The 20,357-nt window shown below is 40.0% G+C and carries 18 protein-coding genes; 16 read left to right on the top strand and 2 right to left on the bottom strand.

All coding sequences use genetic code 11. The annotated features are described in order from the left end of the window. Positions 1-64 precede the first annotated feature (64 nt). Positions 65-1,033, top strand: coding sequence for an SIS domain-containing protein (locus tag ACLIJJ_RS20575; protein WP_233315711.1), 969 nt, complete (start codon positions 65-67; stop codon positions 1,031-1,033). A gap of 41 nt (positions 1,034-1,074) precedes the next feature. Here the strand turns inward: ACLIJJ_RS20575 and ACLIJJ_RS20570 are convergent, their stop codons facing one another. Continuing rightward, a complete protein-coding gene (locus ACLIJJ_RS20570; protein WP_411411530.1) occupies positions 1,075-1,809 on the bottom strand; it encodes a GntR family transcriptional regulator in 735 nt (244 codons plus the stop codon). 244 nt (positions 1,810-2,053) lie between these two features. On the opposite strand from ACLIJJ_RS20570, the gene ACLIJJ_RS20565 reads away from it, so the two are divergent. The 9 genes from ACLIJJ_RS20565 to ACLIJJ_RS20525 all read left to right on the top strand — a co-directional run bounded on the left by ACLIJJ_RS20565 (position 2,054) and on the right by ACLIJJ_RS20525 (position 13,084). Continuing rightward, positions 2,054-2,785, top strand: coding sequence for a ZIP family metal transporter (locus ACLIJJ_RS20565; protein ID WP_411411529.1), 732 nt, complete (start codon positions 2,054-2,056; stop codon positions 2,783-2,785). Between the two features lie 85 nt (positions 2,786-2,870). Next, entirely contained in the window at positions 2,871-3,722 is an 852-nt protein-coding gene (locus tag ACLIJJ_RS20560) for an NAD(P)-dependent oxidoreductase (protein ID WP_411411528.1), read from the top strand. Positions 3,723-3,859: 137 nt separating this feature from the next. Further along, positions 3,860-4,684, top strand: coding sequence for a MurR/RpiR family transcriptional regulator (locus tag ACLIJJ_RS20555; RefSeq protein ID WP_237941941.1), 825 nt, complete (start codon positions 3,860-3,862; stop codon positions 4,682-4,684). 153 nt (positions 4,685-4,837) lie between these two features. Next, positions 4,838-5,281 carry a VanZ family protein gene (locus ACLIJJ_RS20550; protein ID WP_233315706.1) on the top strand — a complete coding sequence of 148 codons (444 nt, stop codon included), beginning with the start codon at positions 4,838-4,840 and terminating at the stop codon, positions 5,279-5,281. A 250-nt stretch (positions 5,282-5,531) separates the two neighbouring features. Further along, on the top strand, positions 5,532-7,739 hold the full coding sequence (locus ACLIJJ_RS20545; protein WP_411411527.1) for a GAP1-M domain-containing protein: 2,208 nt from the start codon (positions 5,532-5,534) through the stop codon (positions 7,737-7,739). Positions 7,740-7,878: 139 nt separating this feature from the next. Then, positions 7,879-9,489: a gamma-glutamyltransferase family protein gene (locus ACLIJJ_RS20540; protein ID WP_237941939.1), complete on the top strand. Its 1,611-nt coding sequence runs from the start codon at positions 7,879-7,881 to the stop codon at positions 9,487-9,489. A 114-nt stretch (positions 9,490-9,603) separates the two neighbouring features. Continuing rightward, positions 9,604-10,524 (top strand): LCP family glycopolymer transferase, encoded by a 921-nt coding sequence (locus ACLIJJ_RS20535; RefSeq protein ID WP_233315703.1) that lies wholly within the window; start codon positions 9,604-9,606, stop codon positions 10,522-10,524. Between the two features lie 366 nt (positions 10,525-10,890). Then, positions 10,891-12,321, top strand: a complete 1,431-nt coding sequence (locus tag ACLIJJ_RS20530; RefSeq protein ID WP_396953782.1) for an NAD-dependent succinate-semialdehyde dehydrogenase — start codon at positions 10,891-10,893, stop codon at positions 12,319-12,321. Positions 12,322-12,457: 136 nt separating this feature from the next. Continuing rightward, on the top strand, positions 12,458-13,084 hold the full coding sequence (locus ACLIJJ_RS20525; protein WP_411411526.1) for a cysteine hydrolase family protein: 627 nt from the start codon (positions 12,458-12,460) through the stop codon (positions 13,082-13,084). A 90-nt stretch (positions 13,085-13,174) separates the two neighbouring features. On the opposite strand, the gene ACLIJJ_RS20520 is transcribed toward ACLIJJ_RS20525, so the two are convergent. Continuing rightward, complete coding sequence (locus tag ACLIJJ_RS20520) at positions 13,175-14,875, bottom strand: methyl-accepting chemotaxis protein (RefSeq protein ID WP_233315700.1); 1,701 nt, start codon at positions 14,873-14,875, stop codon at positions 13,175-13,177. Positions 14,876-15,118: 243 nt separating this feature from the next. Here ACLIJJ_RS20520 and ACLIJJ_RS20515 point away from each other — a divergent pair, with 243 nt between their 5' ends. From ACLIJJ_RS20515 to ACLIJJ_RS20490, 6 genes are all read left to right on the top strand, one after another. Then, positions 15,119-15,628 (top strand): cupin domain-containing protein, encoded by a 510-nt coding sequence (locus ACLIJJ_RS20515; RefSeq protein ID WP_411411525.1) that lies wholly within the window; start codon positions 15,119-15,121, stop codon positions 15,626-15,628. A 121-nt stretch (positions 15,629-15,749) separates the two neighbouring features. Next, positions 15,750-17,486 (top strand): phospho-sugar mutase, encoded by a 1,737-nt coding sequence (locus ACLIJJ_RS20510; protein ID WP_233315698.1) that lies wholly within the window; start codon positions 15,750-15,752, stop codon positions 17,484-17,486. Positions 17,487-17,702: 216 nt separating this feature from the next. Then, positions 17,703-18,047 carry a single-stranded DNA-binding protein gene (locus ACLIJJ_RS20505; protein ID WP_233315697.1) on the top strand — a complete coding sequence of 115 codons (345 nt, stop codon included), beginning with the start codon at positions 17,703-17,705 and terminating at the stop codon, positions 18,045-18,047. Between the two features lie 38 nt (positions 18,048-18,085). Beyond that, on the top strand, positions 18,086-18,247 hold the full coding sequence (locus ACLIJJ_RS20500) for a hypothetical protein (RefSeq protein ID WP_233315696.1): 162 nt from the start codon (positions 18,086-18,088) through the stop codon (positions 18,245-18,247). A 302-nt stretch (positions 18,248-18,549) separates the two neighbouring features. Then, positions 18,550-19,431, top strand: a complete 882-nt coding sequence (locus ACLIJJ_RS20495) for an ABC transporter permease subunit (RefSeq protein WP_411411524.1) — start codon at positions 18,550-18,552, stop codon at positions 19,429-19,431. Continuing rightward, complete coding sequence (locus tag ACLIJJ_RS20490; protein WP_233315694.1) at positions 19,424-20,347, top strand: ABC transporter permease; 924 nt, start codon at positions 19,424-19,426, stop codon at positions 20,345-20,347. The genes ACLIJJ_RS20495 and ACLIJJ_RS20490 overlap by 8 nt, the downstream gene beginning before the upstream one ends. Positions 20,348-20,357: the final 10 nt, after the last annotated feature.

The following is a 20,357-nucleotide window of genomic DNA, read 5'->3' as shown; positions in this document are numbered from 1 at the left end:
ATGGGAATTCGGCAGCATTGCTGCCTGTCACAATATATATCAAAACTTTAGGAGGAATGAAAAAATGGAATTGAATAGAATTATCTCAGCTATTAAGGAACAACAACCCGAAATTAAAAGTGTATTCTTCGTTGGGTGCGGTGCATCCAAAGCGGAGCTGTATCCGGCCAAATACTTTTTAGAAGGAAATGCAAGACAGCTTAGAACAAGTCTTTATACTGCTAATGAATTTAACTTTGCTACACCTGTTTCGGTTGATGACACAAGCATTGTTATCACATGCTCACTAGGAGGAGCTACTCCGGAAACAGTCGAAGCAACTTCTCTTGCTAAGGAAAGAGGAGCACATGTCATTGCCGTTACACATGTGGAAGATTCAGCTATTACATCAGATGCTGAATATGTTGTGTACCATGGCTTCCATGAGAGCTATGCAGCTAAAATGGAGAAAATGACAAAAGTATTAGGTTTGGCAACAGAAATATTGAATCAATTTGAAGGATATGAGCATTACGAAAAAATGCTCGATGGCTTTGATAAAATTTATGGCTTGATAAACAATGCAGTAGCTTCTGTTGTTCCACAAGCTAGAAATTTTGCTGATGCGTATAAGGATGATGAAGTCATCTATGTAATGAGCAGCGGTGCCACACATGAGGTAGCTTATTCCTTCTCGATTTGCTTGCTGATGGAAATGCAATGGATTAATTCAGGCACATTCCATGACGGAGAGTTCTTCCACGGCCCATTCGAAGTGGTGGATAAAGACGTGCCATTCCTTTTGCTGATGAATGACGGCAGAACAAGAAGCATGGATGCGAGAGCATTAGAATTCCTCCAGCGCTTTGATGCAAAAACAACGGTTGTGGATGCGAAAGACTTTGGCCTTGGCTCCGCGATTTCAAGCGAAGTAGTCGACTACTTTAATCCAATGTTGATTTCTGGAGTCATCCGAGTTTATGCAGAGCAGCTGGCAATCGTCCGCAATCATCCTCTTACAAAAAGAAGATATATGTGGAAATTGGAATATTAATAGGAGGAAACAAACTAAGGCTGGCATCAAGAGATGCCAGCCTATTGTTGGTCAAAGGGGCTTGAAATCGTAAAGCTGACATGATTTGTGTGATAGTAAAGAATAGACATATAAATAGCCACCTGTTCATCATTATACGCAATCTTCTCTAGTTCATATAAAGCATCACTTATACCGCAGCTTAAAGCCTCAGCTTCTTCAAAACTCGCAAAGACTACATTCAGAATCTTATTGTTACGGGCAGGAGCAACATCATATTTATCTATTAAAATGCCGTGCATGGAAACATCCTCTGAAATATGCTGATCCAAATCAGGAAACAGATCGAGAGAATAAGTCGAAATTTCATAAGACAGAGGCTCCTTATCACGGTACAGAATTCTTCTCAGCTCCAGCACATTACAGCCGATTGGAATATTCAGCTTCTCAGAAATATCTTTTGAAGCCTCTTTAATCGTATAAGAAAGCAGCTTGTAATGCGGTGTATTTCCCGATGACACCATATATTCTGAATAGCCATTCACAGAAACAAGCTCTCTCTTCAGCTTAGGCCGCTTCACAAAAGTCCCCTTGCCTTGCTGCCTCACAAGCAGACCTTCCTCAACCAAATCCAGCACTGCTTTACGGACAGTAATTCTGCTGACATTATAAGCCTCACAAAGCTCCGTTTCTGTCGGCAGCTTTTCACCTTGCAAATATACCCCGCGATTAATGTTCTCCGTTATGGCCTGCTTCAACTGTAAATAGAGCGGGATAGAACTGTCGCTGTTTAGCATCGAGTTGTCCTCCTTTCATAAGTTATTTTAAAAATATTATAGCAGATTCGAGGGAGGGGCAGTGTGGTTAGTGTTTGCTGAGAGAATATAGAAGCTTTTTCCTAATTAATGATGTTAAGATAACCACAAATTTACTATATGGAGAAAATTTCCATTGTTGTAGTTCTGCCAAACCAACCACTGGTTTTAATAGAACAAAAAAAGAGAAAGATATAAAAAGACATAAGAATAAGGAGGGTTACGCATGTGGTCTGCAGCGATGTGGGGCGGTATTTCTGGCTCGGCTGTTTTATTAGGTGCTTTAGCTGCACTATTACTGCCGATTAAAAAGAGGATAATAGGCTTTATAATGGCATTCGGTACAGGAGTGTTAATTGGTGCTTCTACATATGAGCTCCTTGGTGATGCGGTGGAAAGCGGAGGTTTGCTGCCGACAGGTATAGGATTTTTGGCTGGGGCAGTTGTCTTTTTTGTATTGGATTTGCTTGTATCGCGAAATGGTGCGAAGGACAGGAAAAGGTCTTCTGGTGACAAAGAGGGCAATCAATCAGGGCTGGCGATTTTTATTGGGACAGTTATGGATGCGATTCCTGAGTCGATTATGATTGGGGCCAGTTTAATAGGACAAAACAGTGTGAGTGCTTTGCTTGTGATTGCCATCTTTATCAGCAATATTCCAGAAGGACTTTCTAGTACAACTGGGCTGCTGAAAAGCAACTATTCTAAAAAGAAGATTCTCGTACTGTGGATCACTGTGCTAGTAATTTCAACAGCGAGCTCCTTCTGCGGCTATGTTTTCCTTGATCATGCTTCAGAAGAATTAATGGCTGGAATAGGTGCGTTTGCTGGCGGGGGAATTATTGCCATGGTAGGCTCGACGATGATGCCTGAAGCATATGAAGAAGGTGGATCTGTTACAGGATTAATTACTGCCTTAGGGCTGCTGACTTCTCTCATTCTTGATTATTTTTCATGATTATTGCTTATCGCAACCCAGTCACTGCTAATGGATATTATGGTAAAATATAAGAAAAATAATCCACAAGGATGGTGCTTTAATAATGCAGTTAGGATGGATCGGTTTAGGAAATATGGGTGTGCCAATCTCCTTAAATCTGTTGAAGGCAGGTTACAGTGTGACAGTTTTTAACAGAACAGCATCAAAGGCAAGTGAGCTGATTGAAGATGGAGCAATACTAGCACAATCCCTTGAAGAGCTTGTGCAAAGCAGTGATGTTATTTTCACGATGGTTTCTGATGATGAAGCAGTTAAGGATTTATATTTTTCAAAAGGACTGCTGGATTCAGCAAAGAAGGGACAGGTTTTCATTGATATGAGCACGGTTGCACCATCTACGTCGCAGCAGGTCTATGCAGCGGCGAAGGAGAAGGGAATCGGCTTTGTAGATGCTCCTGTGTCTGGAAGTGTTGCTCCTGCAAAGGAAGGAAAATTGCTTGTGCTTGCAGGTGGCGAAGAGGAAACTTTTAACTCGGTGAAGGAATTGTTTGAGCCGATGTGCAAAATGTCCATTTACTTAGGAGAAAGCGGATCTGGCAGCAATGCGAAGCTTGCAATCAACCTGCTTCTTGGCATTACTGTGCAAGGAATTGCTGAATCTGTACTGTTTGCCGAAAAACAAGGAATTCAAATAGAAGACATGCTCACAATCATTAATGAGAGTGCAGTAGGAACGGCGATTTCTAAAATGAAAACACCAGCCATTCTAAAGGATGAGTATCCGGCTGCCTTTGCATTGAAGCATATGGCAAAGGATTTGCGTCTTGCTAAGGAAACAGGAGAATTAAATGCGATTGGAAATTCTGCCTATCATACATACAAGGATGCCCTTGATGGCGAGCTTGGAGAGATGGATGTTATGGCAGTGATTAAAGAGCTTCGCAGTAAAAAGTAAGAGAAATATACATAGAAAACTGCTCTATTAAATAGAGTGGTTTTTTTTGTATGTATCAAAAGACTTGCTTTTTCATTCTTATGAAATCAAAATAAAACTAGGAAAGATGGCAGGGTTTTCATTTTAGCTGTACAACTATGAAGCAAGTGGTGATAAAGATGAAGGATATTATATTTAGATTGTTGGACTTTATTAATAATCATAAAACGAGGGATACGAATTATTTCATTGCATTGAAATTGCTAGGCGATGTTTATAAGATTCCAGATATGAATATAAGTGCATTGGCAGATTCCTGCTTTACTTCACCTGCTGCTGTTACGAGGTTTTGCCGCAGGATTGGCTACAAGAACTTTCAGGAATTTAAGGATTATGCCAAAATAAGTGTGATGGATGCGTCACCAGCTTTCCAGTCGCAGAAAGTGGATAATCCAGAGCAGATTGGCGAAGTCCTGCAAAAAGTGCTTTATGAAAAGATTGTCGGCTGGCTGAAGGCATCAGAGAATATTATTGATGTCGAAAAGGTGCAGGGCATTATGGAATGCATTCACCATGCTAATAAGGTTTCTTTTTATGGCACACAGCTGTCTCAAGCAATGGCACAGGATTTTCAATTCAGGCTTGTAAGATTAGGAAAATTTGTAAGCGCTTATTCAGATGTGCAGGAACAAAAGACAGATATGGACGACTTAGATGAAAATTCCGTTGCGATTGTTGCAAGTCCGTCGGGAAGATTTGTTAAAGGCAATGAGGAACTAATGACAAAGCTGACAAAAACGAAGGCGAAAATCATCCTAATAACACATAATCAGGATGAAGACCTTTTAGAAAATGCTGATATTGTTTATTATTTAAATGGTGACACTCATGACAAAACAGGATTTTCCTCAGAAAGATTTTCGCTAATGTACTTTTTTGATTTTGCCATCGCTTACTATCAGCAGCTTTTCTATAAACAATAAGCTGTTAACAATTCGATAATTCATAAAAATAGGAGTCATGCCTTTATTTTAAAAGGCAGGCTCTTTTTTGTTTGAGGATTATTTTATGGAAATTTTGGAAAATGTGTTATGATAAGCAAAACTCAAAATTGAAAGAGCAAGGAAGATGATTAGGTGGTCAAATTAAATAAAAGGAACAAAAGGCTGATGCTGCTTGCTTCCATCTGTTTTATTTTTATCATGACAATGTTTCCAAATCGTTATTTAGGTATCGGAATTGAACCAGGCGGGCATAACTTTGTTCCGTTTTTGATGATAAAGGAAATGTTTGTTGAGCGGTCCGTTTTTACTTTCATCGTTAACAACATTGGCAATATCGCCTTGTTTATGCCATTCGGCTTTTTTCTGCCGCTTGCTTTACCGAGATTTAACCAATTTATCTTATGTACGGCAGTTGGCTGCTGCTTATCGGCAGCGATTGAATCCATCCAATGGTTTATGGAATACAGATGGAGCGATGTGGATGATCTTATTTTAAACACGGTGGGCACAATGGCCGGTTTTGGTCTATATAAAGCAGTAAAAAAAGCAGCAGACAGTATTTCAATTTCTGTATAGGCAGGCACGTATTTACGTGTCTGCTTTTTTTATTTGCTGCAAATATAACGGCTCGTACAGTTTTCTTGCAAAACGTTCTATTATACTAGTAATAATCCGTTTACGGTAGTACTAATATAGTGTAATATTTGCATTATATGACAAATAAAAAACAACATTTGGCGGAAGAGCTATATACGTCCAAAGCAAGCTTTAAAAAATATGTTTCTCTTTTATGATCGGCAATTTTCACAGAAGGGAGGGGCGCCATGTGGGCAATAACTTTATTCAGCAATACATATATATGAAGAGTAAAAAAGGGCTCGGGGAAGGAATAGACAGAGCCATATTCACTCCTGAGCTTGATGAGGACTTTATTGAAAAGTATCTTCAACCTCTTTCCAGTTCAGAGATACAGAAGGATAATAAGCATAAGGATAACTATCCTCCTTCTTTTCTGCTTATCCAGCCTGAAACAGGACAACTTGTCATCGGCCAACAGCTGCTTAATGCTCAGTCTAATATACTATCGGCGCATTATTTTATCATTCCTGGTGCGAGTAAGGATGAGTGGGTTAAAAATCCTGAAAAACTGTTTCATGCCCAGTTTGCAAATGGGACGGAAGTGGATGATGAGGAATCATTGGCAGAATTAGCGGATATTCCCTGCAAAAAGACGGAAAATATATATAGAAAAAAGCAGGAGCTGTTTTACAGCCTGAAAATCGATGAAAGCATCTTTAAAAAACTGTTGTTGGCTTGTTTAGCTGCAACAGAAAGCGGAAAAACCGTATATATATCCCTAGATGTACCTATTCTTGAGCATAGTAGGCATGCAATGACTTTATTAGAACTGCTGTACATACATTTGCCATATGCTGCGAGGGCAGTATTGGGGGCTGTATCGTTCAAGGAAGCTGCAGCAAAGCAAAAATATGTTCATTTGATGTTTGTGGAGCCAGGGAGCATTCGACTAAGAAATCATGTATTCGAAAATCAGTTTGTTTTTGATTTTACAACGAAAAGAATAAGTGGTGTGGATATGGAAGGACAAAAACATGAATACCTCGATTTTGCATATGATGCCCTGCAGACAGCTTCAAGACTGGATGATTTTTTCCTATTTGCAGAAAGGGCACTGAAAGGTTTAAAGCTGGCTGATCAACTGAATATCAGCTATTATAATCGATTATGTGCCATCTATTTGCTGGAGGAAACCGCTTATGATGGTTATGAACGGGATAAGCTAGGTATTTTGCAGCTTCTATTGGCATTGCTTCAAAAAAACCATAAAGAAAAACCAGAAATAATCGACATAACAGGGAAGATTCTGCACAGGGAAAGGCTCCAAAAAGACCCGGCGATTGCAAAAGAGTATATGAAGGCTGTGTTTGCGATCAACCAAATAACTCGTCAGGTCGAAGCGGTGGAGTTTACGGTAAGAACACTTGCTTATTTCAATGATGAGCAGCTTGCTCATGAGATTTGGACATTATTGCAGAAATACCCACTTTTATATAAGCAGGTTCTTCTCTTTATGGATGATATTAAAGGGTCCTATCAAGAGGTCCTATTTCTTCATGTAGACGATAAACTCAGTCAGCGGCACTCGCTTGAATTATTCCTAGCCAATTTGGCAGATCTTTTGCATGCGCATTCTTTCTTTATTGATGATAAGGAATTTGTTAAGCGTGTTAAAAAACGCTTCCTGCTTGAAGTGAAAAAAAGCAGCAAGCCCTTCTTTGTTGCAGAAGAATTATTTGTCTTTTTAACAGAACAGCACATACATCCTGACTTTATAGAGGTAGTAATGCCAGATATAAAGCTGGAGCTTTTGAAGCTGGCTCAATTGGAGCGCTTGCAGCTGGAGGATGTCCGCATTTTTGGAGTGCTGTTTCTTTCACCTCAAGGGCAAAGGGATGCTGCCCTTTACAAAAAGGGTGTGGAAGGGGAAATCTTTAGACTGCTCAGTGCGCTATATAAAGCATTTTTTGAGCAGATAGATCATATTTACAGCATAACAGAGCTTGTTGATGGTTATCTTGTAGATGATGCAAAGCAAGCTGGAAAAAATATGATGAAAGAAGCAGGTCTGTTTGAACCATTTGAAAGACTTGTCCTTTTCTTCCAAAGACGTGACGGGAAGGTAGAACATGACAAGCTGTTTGCTTTTCTTGCTATTTATGGTACTGGTGTGCAGATGCTCGAGTATATTAGATGGTCATACAAGAAATATGGAATGCAGGATATTGGCTATGTTCGATCACTCAAAGGCTATCTAGCCGGAGACCGTAATTCAATCTGGAAGGATAAAGACTATCAGCGTAAGTTAAAGGCAATAAGATCACAGTCTTTTAAGAAGCTTCTAAAGGAAGTAAAGAGGAAACGCTCAAGCAAGGTCTCGCTATTATTGGGCAAATACGGATTTTTGCTAGTTCTGATAGCTATCCTTGCCGCAGGCGGTTTTCTGTTAAAATGAGGCAGCAATTCATCAAGAATTGCTGCTTTTTTTAATTTGCTGTATAGCTAAATGATTTCTTATGTTAAAATAATAGAAAATTATAAATTTTCATTATAAAAGGGTAACCCTGCCCAATACATACATAACAGGAGGCACTATGCTAAATCACGATCCGCTTTACAATCCATATCCATCAAAAAGAAACACCATTTATGCGAAGAAAGGAATGGTTGCAACATCCCAGCCCCTTGCTGCACAAGCAGGGATTGATATTCTAAAAAAAGGCGGGAATGCAGTAGATGCGGCAATAGCTACTGCAGCAGCCTTAACTGTCGTTGAACCTACTTCAAACGGCATTGGCGGGGACGCCTTTGCAATTGTTTGGATTAATAATAAGCTTCATGGCTTAAATGCCAGCGGCCCTGCTCCAAGTGCAATCTCGATTGATGCTGTGAAAGAGGCAGGTCATGAAAAGATGCCTAAGTATGGCTTAACTCCAGTAACGGTGCCTGGCGCACCTGCAGCTTGGGTTGAATTATCTAAGAAGTTCGGTAAGCTGCCATTAACAGAGGTGCTAAAACCGGCGATTGCTTATGCAGAAGAAGGCTATCCTGTATCGGCGACATTAGGCCACTTTTGGGAGAAAGCACATCAAGCATTTTCTAAAGCCTGTACAGATGATGTTTTTCAAAATTGGTTTGAAACCTTTGCTCCCAATGGCACACCGCCAAAAATCGGCGATATATGGAAGTCTGAGTATCACGGCAAAACACTGCGCGCTATCGCCGAGACGAATGGCGAGGCTTTCTACAAAGGGGAAATTGCTGATAAAATTGATGCATTTTCTAAAAAATACGGCGGCTATATTAGGAAGGAAGACTTGGCAGCTTATGCTCCTGAATGGGTCGACCCGATTTCTGTCCACTATAAAGGTTATGATGTTTGGGAAATACCACCTAACGGCCAAGGACTGATTGCCTTGATGGCGCTTAACACGCTGAAGGAGGATCAGTTCTCTGCAAAGGATGCAGTTGAAACATATCATCTTCAAATTGAAGCAATGAAGCTTGCTTTCACAGATGGTCTTAAATATATCACTGAGGAAGATAAAATGAGTGTTAAAACTGCAGAGCTTCTGTCTGATGAATATGCCAAGGCTAGACGCAGCCTTATTGGTGAAACGGCCATTGAGCCAATGCCAGGTAATCCGCCAAAAGGAGGAACAGTCTATTTAGCAGCAGCAGATGAAGAAGGCAATATGGTTTCCTTTATTCAAAGCAACTATATGGGATTTGGGTCTGGTGTAGTTGTGCCCGAAACAGGCATAGCCCTGCAGAACAGAGGCCATGGCTTCAGTCTTGATCCTGAGCATGATAATGCGCTCGTTCCTGGCAAAAAAACATATCATACAATTATTCCTGGATTTATCACAAAGGATAATGAAGCGGTCGGCCCATTTGGTGTAATGGGTGGCTTCATGCAGCCTCAAGGTCATCTGCAAGTAGCGATGAACTTGATTGACTTCTCTCTAAATCCACAATCTGCATTGGATGCTCCACGCTGGCAGTGGGTGGAGAAAAAGGTCGTTCATATTGAGCCGTCCTTCCCTGAGCATATTGCTCACGCATTAGCAAGAAAAGGCCACGAAGTGCAATGGGCTCTTGATTCTGGTTCGTTCGGAAGAGGCCAGATTATTGTTCGTCAGAAAAACGGTGTTCTTGCAGGCGGAACAGAGTCGAGAACAGATGGCTGTGTAGCTTCTTGGTAAGGAAAAAGCTTCCTCTTATGGAAGCTTTTTTTATGTGAATCGCCTGTTTTTCATGTTCTTTTAATGTTTATTTGCTATTATCAAACATATTTTGACTAAGAAAGAGAGAATGATATGAAGAAAAAAATTCTGATAACAATCGGCTGTATCCTTGCCGTGCTTGTGTTAGGAATTGGCGGATATGCGGCTTATCTTTATCATTATGTGGAAAAAACGGCAGATAAGATGTACCAGCCAATCGATGATGAGGAGCAATCTGCGGCAAAGAAAAGGGAAGAAAATTTGTCCAACAGTAAGCCAATTTCGATTGCATTAATGGGTGTGGACGAAAGAGAAGGGGATGTAGGGCGTTCTGATACGCTTATGGTATTGACAGTCAACCCGCAAGCGAAAAAAATGCAGATAGTTAGCATCCCAAGGGACACAAAAACAGAAATTATCGGTGCAGATAAAACAACAAAAATCAATGCAGCTTATGCCTACGGCGGTGTGAAGATGGCTCTTGATACGGTAGAGAATTTCACTGGCATTGATATTGATTATTATGCACAAGTAAATATGGAGGCTTTAAGTGATCTTGTTGATGCAGTCGGTGGAATTACAGTCAATAATGAACTGGACTGGATTGATGAAGGCTACTATAAAAAAGGTTATCATTATGCAGAAGGCAACATCCAATTGGATGGTGCGAAGGCACTTGGATTTGTACGTATGCGCCATCTTGATCCAAACGGAGATTTCGGCAGAAATGAACGCCAGCGGAAGGTGCTGACAGCTATCATTGACAAGGCAGCAAGCATTTCTTCTGTCTCTAAGTTCGATGATATCTTAAATGTGCTTGGCAGCAATGTGAAAACAAACATGACTTTTGACGAAATGATGGATATTCAAAAGAACTATCGCAATGCAAGAAATAATATAGAACAGTATGAAGTTGCTGGAACAGGTGATACTTCCACTGGAACGTATTACTTGCTTGTTTCTGATGAGGAAAAGCAAAAGGTTCACGATATGCTTGCTGGTAACTTGGAATAAGAGCGGGAAACCGCTCTTTTTTTATACCTTCCAAGCATATTAATTTGAAGACTGAACTCCCCGTTAAAGGGCAATATAAGGCAGACTGAAGTATCATTGGTGTTAATATCCAATCCTGCTGTGAGCTTCTAGGCAGGGGATAGCCTGTGCAATCTGTTAAAATAGGATTGTATCTTATAAAACACATAAACCGAATTTAATGAAAATACATGCATCGGGTAACAGTTTTTTGGATTTAAAACCTCATCGAGTTTTTAAGATGAAAAGAGGTGTGCTTTAAGGAACGTAAATATGTGTACTTTAGCACAATGTTTTGGTAATCCAACAACTTAAATTGCCCGCATCCAAAAAGGAGGATTATATATGTTGTATATAAATGGAGAATGGTGTGAAGCGCTAGGCGGTGAAACATATCCTGTTCATAATCCGGCCACAGGAGAGCTGATTAAAGAAACAGCAAAAGGCGGAAAGGAAGATGCACAAATAGCTATTGGCGCTGCTAAAGAGGCGCTTAGTGCGTGGTCGAAGCTGACAGCAAAAGACAGGTATGTATATTTGAAAAAAGCGGCTGATTTACTTCGTGACCGTGTTGATTCATTAGCAAACACCATTACAACAGAGATGGGAAAACCTCTTGCAGAAAGCAGAGGAGAAGTGCAGCTTGCAGCAGAATACCTTGATTGGTATGCAGAGGAAGGAAAACGCATATATGGTGACACAGTTCCTTCCAGCTCTCCAACGAAGAGGATTCTTGTATTAAGGCAGCCAATTGGTGTCGTTGGCGCTATTACTCCTTGGAATTTTCCGATAGCGATGATACTAAGAAAGGTTGCCCCAGCTCTTGCAGCAGGCTGTACGGTAGTAATTAAACCGGCAGAGTCCACGCCGCTGACTGCCATTGAAGTCATGAAGGCTTTTCATGATGCTGGTTTGCCGAAAGGCGTATTAAATCTTGTTCACGGCATGCCGAAGGAAATTGGAGATGCGATGATGGAAAGCCCAGATGTTCGCAAGATAACATTTACTGGTTCAACTAAGGTAGGTAAAGAGCTTGCGAAGCGCGCGGCAGATACAATGAAAAAAATCTCGATGGAACTTGGCGGTCATGCTCCATTCCTTATCTTTGAAGATGCAGATTTGGAGAAGGCAGCAGACGGTGTGATTGCAAGTAAATTCCGCAATGCAGGCCAAACCTGTGTATGTACAAACCGTGTTTATGTACAGAAGAGCATCAGTGAAAAATTCGCTCAAATACTGACAGAGAAAATGACAGCACTGGTTGTTGGAAATGGGCTTGAGGACGGCATCACAATCGGGCCGCTCATCAATGAAAATGCGGTTAAAAAAACAGCTGAGCATGTTGAGGATTCTATCAAAAAAGGAGCGAAGCTGCTTACAGGCGGGAAAAAACCGGAAGGAGACCAATTCAAAAATGGTTTCTTCTATGAACCGACTATCCTAGCACATGCCACACATGATATGAAAATTGCTTCGGAAGAAACGTTTGGGCCGGTTGCTCCACTCTTTGATTTCGAAACAGAAGAGGAAGCAGTAGCATTAGCCAATAATACAGTCTATGGCCTTGCTGCTTATTTTTACACTAATGACGTTTCGCGAATCTTCCGCGTGTCTGAATCGTTGGAGTATGGCATCATTGGCATTAATGATCCGCTGCCAACAGTTGCACAAGCACCGTTTGGCGGCGTTAAGGAATCTGGTGTTGGCCGTGAAGGCGGTAAGTATGGAATTGAGGACTATTTAGAGTATAAATACTTGTCTCTTGAATTAAATATTTAAGTTTCAGGCTGATTACAAACAACTGCTTTAAGGTATTCACTCCTTCAAGCAGTTGTTTTTTTGTGGATACAGTTTAGCCTTTAACAAATACTAAGAAGGAGCAATGCTTAAATGACTTAGGAAAGGGTGAATATGGATGGGTGTAGAATGGAATCCAGCTCGAAGTGCACTTGTTATTGTCGATGTGCAAAACGACTACTGTCATAAAGAAGGAAGCTTGGCAAAGCAAGGCTTGGACGTCTCAATGGCGGAACAGATGATGCCAAATCTTCATAGAATGATACGTGAATGCAAGGAAAAGAACGTGCCGGTAATCTACATTCAGACAATTCATGAGGACAGTACAGACTCAAAGACTTGGGTAAAGCGATTAAAGGGTAAAAGCCAAACAGATCTTTGCCGCAAAGACACATGGGGTGCTGAATTCTTCCAATTAACTCCAGACGAAAAAGAGGATGTTATTGTGGTGAAGCATCGTTATAGTGCTTTTATCAACACAAGATTTGATTCTGTCCTCCGCGCCATGGAAATTGAAACATTGCTTATGGCAGGTGTCAGCACAAATATATGTGTGGAATCAACTGCCAGAGACGGCTTTATGCTTGATTATGATGTGCTTCTATTGTCTGATTGTACAGGCGCTTTCACCCGTGAAGCGTATGATATGTCATTAAAGACAATACACCAGTTTTTTGGTACTGTAACTAGCTCTGAAGAAATTCTGAAAAGCTTAGATGTAAAGGTGCCAGTAGGACAGGCGTAGTCTTTTTTGAAATGTTCAAGCATACAATAAAAATAAGCACGAAAAACCCACAAAGGAAATATCCTTTGTGGGTTAAAATAGTTTCAGATTTTAGATTTTGAATTGGTTCACAACTGTCATCAGTTCTTCAGCCATGCCAGCTAATACTTGTGCGGAAGCCTTGATTTCTTCCATTGAAGCTAATTGCTCCTCAGTCGATGAAGCAACTTCCTCTGTATTATTGCCATTTACTTTTGATAATGTGGCGATTTCATCAGCAGAGGCTGTTACTTCTTTTACATATGAAGCGATGCGCTGAATCGTTTCTGCCACCGCGCTGATTTTAGGTGTAACCATTTTTGTGCTGTTCAAAATCTCACCAAATGTAGCAGCAGTTTCTGTTGAGATTTTCACACCATTTTCTGCTTGTGACTTCGCATCATTTAATAGTTCAACTGATTCAGCAGTATCCTTTTGAATGCCGCTCAACAGTCTGGAAATATCCTTTGCTGATACTTGTGATTGTTCTGCAAGCTTGCGCACTTCATCTGCAACAACAGCAAAGCCTTTGCCGTTCTCTCCGGCTCTGGCAGCTTCAATAGCTGCATTCAATGCAAGCAGGTTTGTCTGTTCAGCAATATTGCTGATAATATCAATGATCGAACCGATTTCCTTAGACCTTTCAGAAAGAGAAGCGATAACACTATTGGAACGATTTACAGACTGAAAGATGGATTCCATTTGAGCCAAGGAGCTGCTGATAGAATTTGAGCCCTTTTCTGCATTGCTAGAAGCTGTTTTGGAAAGCTCTGAGACAACATCTGTATCCTTCTCAATTTTAAGAATACCATTAAGGATGCCAGACAGAGAGCTGGAGTTATCGTTTGTTTTAGCAATTGTAATGTCTGTGCTGCTAGCAATCTGCTGAATGGAGGATGTGATGTTTTCCGCTGCCCGTGTTGACTGGTCGGCACTTGCATTCAGCTGTTCTGCACTTGAAGCAACATGGTCTGCATTGCTGGCAATTTTCGTAATCATGTCTTTTAAGCTGTCTTGCATTTGTGTAAATGATTCATTCAAGTGATAAATTTCATCTTTATTTTTAAGCAACAGCGGTTCTGTGTTTAAATCTCCGTCTGCGACTTGCTGCATTTTTCTTTGCAGCTTGCTGATTGGTTTTGTAATAAAGAGCGACTGGAACACACCTGCAGCAATAGCAATGACAGTTGCTGCAATGCTGACAATCAAGATGATAAGGGAACGGTTTTGCGCATCTTGTTGAGCTTCAGCTATTTTTGGTTCCATAATCTCGTTATTTAGCCATGTTATTAAGGAGGTGGTTCTGTCTAACATATTATTTGAAAGAGGTGTAATTGTTTCTAAGCCTTCAGCAATAGCTGCCTCTTTATTGGTGGACGGGCTTGACAGGCTGTTCATAACAGAGTTTGCATTTTGGAAGAATTCCTCATTCAGTTTTTGGATTTCATCGAGTCTGTCTTTTGTTTCTTTAAGTGTTGCGAGCTTTTTGCCTTTTTCAACAAGATTTTTAATATTGCTGTTTGCTCCATTTAGCTGGCTTTTAAATTCTGGTGTTTCATAAAGCATAAAGCCTCTGTAGCTTGCTACTTGCTGTGCTGTATTAGTTTTGATTTCATCACTGATAGTGCGCAGCTCAGCAACAGTGTTAATAAGATATTCAAAAGAATCTTCTGTTTTTTTGGAGCTGCTGTAAGAGTAATAGGAAGCAATGGTAAAAATGAGGGAAATGATAATAAAGCTTCCGATAAGTTTTTGTTTAATGCTGATGTTCATTACCTGTCCTTCTCCTTTAAGAAAAATAAGTTGTAGAAACGAAAACAAAGCACCGTATGTAAAGGGATAAAATTAGATCAAAAGGCGCTGTTCCTTTTCTTATGTGGGTTCTTTCTATATCGGCAAGAAAAATGGAATTTAAAGTATATTGATGAAAATACAAAAAACTTTTTTAATGCTTTAGTAGGAGTGATTTTTGCTTAAAGGGGGTATAGGGAAGGTAGAGAGGGGGAGTGGGCTAAGATGACTCGAGATATCACGCTCTACTACTTTGAGCCAAATGGCTTTATTCCTAATCATCCTACATTTCCAGTCCTGCATTATAAGCGGGTGTTAAAAAATAGTGAACATAATATAGGGAAGATATTCCAATCTCATAACTGGAGAAACAGCTGGGTGGATGGAGTTTTCTCATACCATCATTATCACAGTAATGCCCATGAGGTGCTTGGGATAATGAAGGGTTCTGCTTTGGTGCAAATTGGCGGGGAACAAGGGAGCAAGCTTGTTCTTCATGCAGGTGATGTTCTGCTGCTACCTGCTGGAACTGGCCATAAGAGGCTGTCCGGGACTCCGGATTTGCAAGTCATTGGTGCATATCCTAACGGACAGGATTATAATACAAGAAGGGATACGGAGGAGGATTACCGTGCTGCTATTGCAGAAATAGAAAACGCTCCATTTCCCGAAGAAGATCCCATATTTGGTAAGCGAGGACCGCTGATTGAAATATGGACGAAAACTAAGGAGTAAATACCTAAATTAGTAAAGGGAAAACGATGGCTTCTGCCCCGGATTGCCCTTTACATATATACATATTTTAGGTAATGTTAAGACAGGTAAAAATATTAATTAAAGGTGGGAATCTGGCAATATGGTTTATCAAGATATAGTAGCAAAATGGGCTAGTTTTGAAGATTTAGAGCCAAATTTAAAAGCGCAATTGCTGGAATTGCAAAAATCTGAAAAACTGCTCGAGGATAGCTTTTACAAGCATTTAGAATTTGGCACTGGCGGAATGCGCGGCGAACTTGGCCCCGGCATCAACCGCATGAACATCTATACAGTGCGTAAAGCTGCCCAAGGATTGGGAAAATACATACTAGAACAAGGCAAAGAGGCGATGGAGCGCGGTGTGGCAGTAGCATATGACTCCCGTCACCAATCACCAGAATTTGCGTTGGAAGTTGCAAAAGTAGTGGGCAAGCTTGGTATCAAATCCTATGTATTCGAAGAGCTCCGCCCAACACCTGAGCTATCATTTGCAGTGCGCCACCTTAATACATTTGCTGGTGTCGTTATCACTGCAAGCCATAATCCGCCTGAATATAATGGCTTTAAAGCATATGGGGAAGATGGTGGGCAGCTGCCTCCGGAAGCCGCAGATGTGATTATTAAATATGTAAACGCAGTAGAAGATGAGCTTACAATCGAAGTGCTCGAAGAGTCTGAGCTATTAGAACAAGGCTTATTGACATATATCGGAGCTGACGTTGATGCAGCTTATGTGGAACAGCTGAAAACTATTCAGCTTAACAAGCTTCCAGAAGCGGAAGATTTGAAAATCGTCTTCACACCGCTGCACGGTACGGCGAATAAGCCTGTGCGCGCAGGACTACATGCATTTGGCTTCGGCAATGTAACAGTTGTTAAGGAGCAAGAGCTGCCAGATGCAAACTTCTCTACAGTAAAATCTCCAAACCCGGAAGAGCATGCTGCATTTGAAATTGCTATCCGTTATGGAAAAGAAATTGATGCAGATATTCTTTTAGGAACAGATCCAGATGCAGACCGCCTTGGTGTTGCTGTGAAGGACTTAACAGGAGAATATACAGTTCTTACTGGTAACCAATTAGGAGCGTTAATGCTTGAGTACTTGCTGTCAGAGAAAAAAGCAAAAGGTATTCTGCCTGAAAATGGTATTGTTATTAAAACAATCGTAACATCTGAAATTGGAAGAACAATTGCAGAAGCATATGGTATTCCAACATTAGATACATTGACTGGCTTCAAATTCATTGGAGAAAAAATCAAAGAATTTGAACAAACTAATCAGCATACTTTCCTATTTGGATATGAGGAAAGCTATGGTTACTTGATTGGTGATTTCGTACGCGATAAAGATGCTGTGCAGTCAGCAATCTTTGCGGCAGAAGTTGCTGCGTATTACAAAGCAAAAGGCATGACATTGTTTGAAGGCTTGCTTGCAATCTTTGAAAAATACGGCTTCTACCAAGAAGGACTTGAATCTCTAACTCTTAAAGGAAAAGATGGCGCGGAGCAAATCTCTTACATTATGGATACATTCCGTCAAGATCCTATTTCTGAAGTGAGCGGGCTGCAAGTTGTTGCAATCGAAGATTATCAGACAAGCAAACGTACGGAGAATGTGAAGGAAATCCTAATCGATCTTCCAAAATCCAATGTTATTAAATATTATTTAGAAGACGGCTCATGGTTCTGCCTGCGTCCATCAGGAACGGAACCAAAAGCTAAATTCTATTTCAGTGTTACTAGCTCTTCTCTTGAAGAAAGCCAAGGGAAGCTGGCTCAGCTGAAAGCTGGCGTTATGGATAAAGTCCAAGCAGTAATCGCATCTTACGAGCAATAATAGAAGAAGCGGATAAAGCATTTATGCTTTATCCGTTTTTTTATATAAATTACCGAAAGATAAAATTTGCCCATAAAAACCTTTGATAATGTTAATTTTTCTAAAAGGAAACATGAGTTTTCTAACTGCTAACTTCTATTCCTATTAGGCTTACTGATTTTTCAATATTCTCCTCTTTTAGTATGATAAGCTTGCTAGGAAGAAAGGGGTGATCCATTGATAAATCAGGTCACATTAGTAGGGAGATTGACCCGTGATCCTGAACTGAAGCTAACACAAGGAGGTACTTCTGTCACTAATATTTTGCTTGCAGTTCAGCGAAACTATCGCAATCAAGCAGGTGAGTACGAAGCAGATTTCATTCCGTGCATTTTCTGGAACAAAGCAGCAGAAAATATCGTCCATTACTGCCGCAAAGGCTTTATGATAGCCTTAATCGGGAGAATCCAGACGAGAAACTATGAAAATGAAGAAGGAAAAAGAGTTTATGTGACGGAAGTGGTTGCAGAATATGTTCGGTTTTTGGAACCGAAAAATCAAGAGCAGCTCATTCCAACATGATGCCAAGACAATGAAGCGAAAAAGGAGGTGGCAAATGGATGAACAGCAGTGAAAATATGTCCGACTTGCTGTCCGCTTTAATTTCCATGCAAGCTAAAACACTAAAAAAAATGGAACAGCAAAATGTTCGGATTCGCCAATTAGAATATGTAATACAAGAGGAATTCTCCAAAACACAACGCTCCTTGCCTACACTCTAAAAAGCATATATTCCCAAAAAAGAAGTAGATTTCTCCCTCCCGTTTAAAGGTCGTTTTAAACAAAAACCTTCTTAAAGAGAATCAATCAAATCCCCATACCAACCCCAAATTTAAAGAGCGTCCAAAAAGAGACGCTCTTTTCTGTTATACAGATATAATGCTAAAGTAAATCTGTTCGTTTATTCTAAATTGTAAAAATCTTTATTGATAAGCACTAGAATTATATGGTAGATTAGTATGGTTGGTATTTAGTGAATCGAATTATATATAAAAATAGTAATTAACAGAACGGGAGGAATTTTATGAGAATATGGAAGGCAACCTTTGCCCAATTGCTCAGCCTCATTTTCTTGCTTGTGCTTGCTGCATTTCCTCTTGTTTTGTTCAGTGGGAACAGTGGAGAAATTGTATTTAATGTTTCTGGAGTTTTTGCCATCATAAAAGTTTTTTTCATAGGATTGTTTAGCGGAGATTCCTATTATTTTACCCAAGGAGATCGGTCTGTTTTTATCTTTACTGTTATCGGGGACAGTTTTGCCGATTCTTTTTATTATTTAATAATTGCCGGTATCAGTGTGCTTGCACTGACTTTTCTGCTCGGAATATGGTTTCGGAAGGTGAACGAACGCTTTTTTGGCAAGGTAATCAGCCTGCTAGGTATATTGCCTGATTTTATCCTTATATTGCTGCTGCAGCTGTTCGTAACCATTGTATATAAAAACTTTGGCATTAAGCTTGCTAAAGTGGCTTCCTTTGATTCGAATGATACAGCAGTTCTGCTGCCAATTATCACTTTGATTATTATTCCGCTGTTGTATGCCGTTAAAGCGTTAAATGAAAAAACAAAGGATGTGCTGACACAGGATTATATTCTTACAGCGATTGCTAAAGGGGTTAAGAAAAAGGATATTTACTTGTACCATGTTACAGCGAATGTGACCCCTTATTTAAAAGCAGATTTGCATAAAATTTTGGCAATTATGATCAGCAATTTATTCATTGTAGAATATATCTTTAACCTGAACGGAATAACGGCCTTGTTCTTTCAGACACAAGCTTATTTTGGCTATCAGTATAATTTGGTCATATTTTGCCTGGTAGCTTTGTTCTTGTTATATGGAGCAGTTTTTTTCCTGCTGTACATGCTTATTATTTTTATGGAAAGGATCTTGAAGTATGACTAAGAAATGGAATGTAAAGCTTGTCACAGGTCTGTTCCTATTAGCAGTGTTTGTGCTGATTGGTTTGTTCGGTTCTTATATTGCTCCATATCCTGCTGATTATAAGGTGAAGGTAGGATACATGGAGACAGATAATGGCAAAGAATTTGTTGCTCCGCCATTAGAACCATCAGAGCAATATTTATTTGGAACAGATAAATGGGGGAAGGATATATTATCCCTTATTCTTCATGGTGCTAAATATACAGTGTTTACGGTGTTAATTGTTGCTGCAGTCCGGCTTTTTGCAGGAGGAATTGCTGGTGTATTTGGCGGATTGGCTGCAAACGGAAGAAAAAGAAGCAAGCATGGACGAATAACACTATTAACAAGTATTCCGCCTGTTATCATCATTTATTTCATTATGCTCGGAATCAATATAAACCCAAGTCTGTCAACATTCTCTCTTATTATGATACAAGGAGTGCTAATGGCAGCACTTGGAGTGCCAGGTGTGTATAATGTTGTTTATTCAAAAACAGCCGAAATAAAAGAAAATCTTTTTATTATGGCTTCCGTCACACTTGGCGGGAACAAAAGCCATATTTTAAAAAAACATATCCTGCCTATTTTAAAAGGGGATTTTATCATTCTGTATTTGAATGAAACCATTCAGGTGCTGCATTTAATGGGACAGTTGGCGATATTTAATTTGTTTTTTGGTGGAACTGTGTTTCAGCCTGATTTCTCTACTTATATCTCTATGACAAATGAATGGTCTGGGCTGATTGGGCAGTCTCGTGCGTTTCTATCTTATACACAGTGGATTCTTATCTATCCTTTACTAGCTTTTATGCTATTTCTATTTTCGTTCTATTTAATCTCCCAAGGCTTAAGTGAACAAAGCAGAAAAAGCCACCGGAAGAATCCCTATATCTAATAGTAGAAAT

Source organism: Niallia laureatilytica, assembly GCF_046613985.1.
In the GTDB taxonomy this organism is placed as follows: Bacteria; Bacillota; Bacilli; order Bacillales; family Cytobacillaceae; genus Niallia.
Note: the sequence above shows the minus strand (reverse complement) of the source record. Positions and strands in the feature narration are given on the sequence as shown.

Excerpts from the sequence above, each read along its gene's own strand:
- ACLIJJ_RS20575 (WP_233315711.1), top strand. The coding sequence starts at position 65 with ATGGAATTGAATAGAATTATCTCAGCTATTAAGGAACAACAACCCGAA.
- ACLIJJ_RS20570 (WP_411411530.1), bottom strand. The coding sequence starts at position 1,809 with ATGCTAAACAGCGACAGTTCTATCCCGCTCTATTTACAGTTGAAGCAG.
- ACLIJJ_RS20565 (WP_411411529.1), top strand. The coding sequence starts at position 2,054 with ATGTGGTCTGCAGCGATGTGGGGCGGTATTTCTGGCTCGGCTGTTTTA.
- ACLIJJ_RS20560 (WP_411411528.1), top strand. The coding sequence starts at position 2,871 with ATGCAGTTAGGATGGATCGGTTTAGGAAATATGGGTGTGCCAATCTCC.
- ACLIJJ_RS20555 (WP_237941941.1), top strand. The coding sequence starts at position 3,860 with ATGAAGCAAGTGGTGATAAAGATGAAGGATATTATATTTAGATTGTTG.
- ACLIJJ_RS20540 (WP_237941939.1), top strand. The coding sequence starts at position 7,879 with ATGCTAAATCACGATCCGCTTTACAATCCATATCCATCAAAAAGAAAC.
- ACLIJJ_RS20535 (WP_233315703.1), top strand. The coding sequence starts at position 9,604 with ATGAAGAAAAAAATTCTGATAACAATCGGCTGTATCCTTGCCGTGCTT.
- ACLIJJ_RS20525 (WP_411411526.1), top strand. The coding sequence starts at position 12,458 with ATGGGTGTAGAATGGAATCCAGCTCGAAGTGCACTTGTTATTGTCGAT.
- ACLIJJ_RS20520 (WP_233315700.1), bottom strand. The coding sequence starts at position 14,875 with ATGAACATCAGCATTAAACAAAAACTTATCGGAAGCTTTATTATCATT.
- ACLIJJ_RS20515 (WP_411411525.1), top strand. The coding sequence starts at position 15,119 with ATGACTCGAGATATCACGCTCTACTACTTTGAGCCAAATGGCTTTATT.
- ACLIJJ_RS20510 (WP_233315698.1), top strand. The coding sequence starts at position 15,750 with ATGGTTTATCAAGATATAGTAGCAAAATGGGCTAGTTTTGAAGATTTA.
- ACLIJJ_RS20500 (WP_233315696.1), top strand. The coding sequence starts at position 18,086 with ATGAACAGCAGTGAAAATATGTCCGACTTGCTGTCCGCTTTAATTTCC.
- ACLIJJ_RS20495 (WP_411411524.1), top strand. The coding sequence starts at position 18,550 with ATGAGAATATGGAAGGCAACCTTTGCCCAATTGCTCAGCCTCATTTTC.
- ACLIJJ_RS20490 (WP_233315694.1), top strand. The coding sequence starts at position 19,424 with ATGACTAAGAAATGGAATGTAAAGCTTGTCACAGGTCTGTTCCTATTA.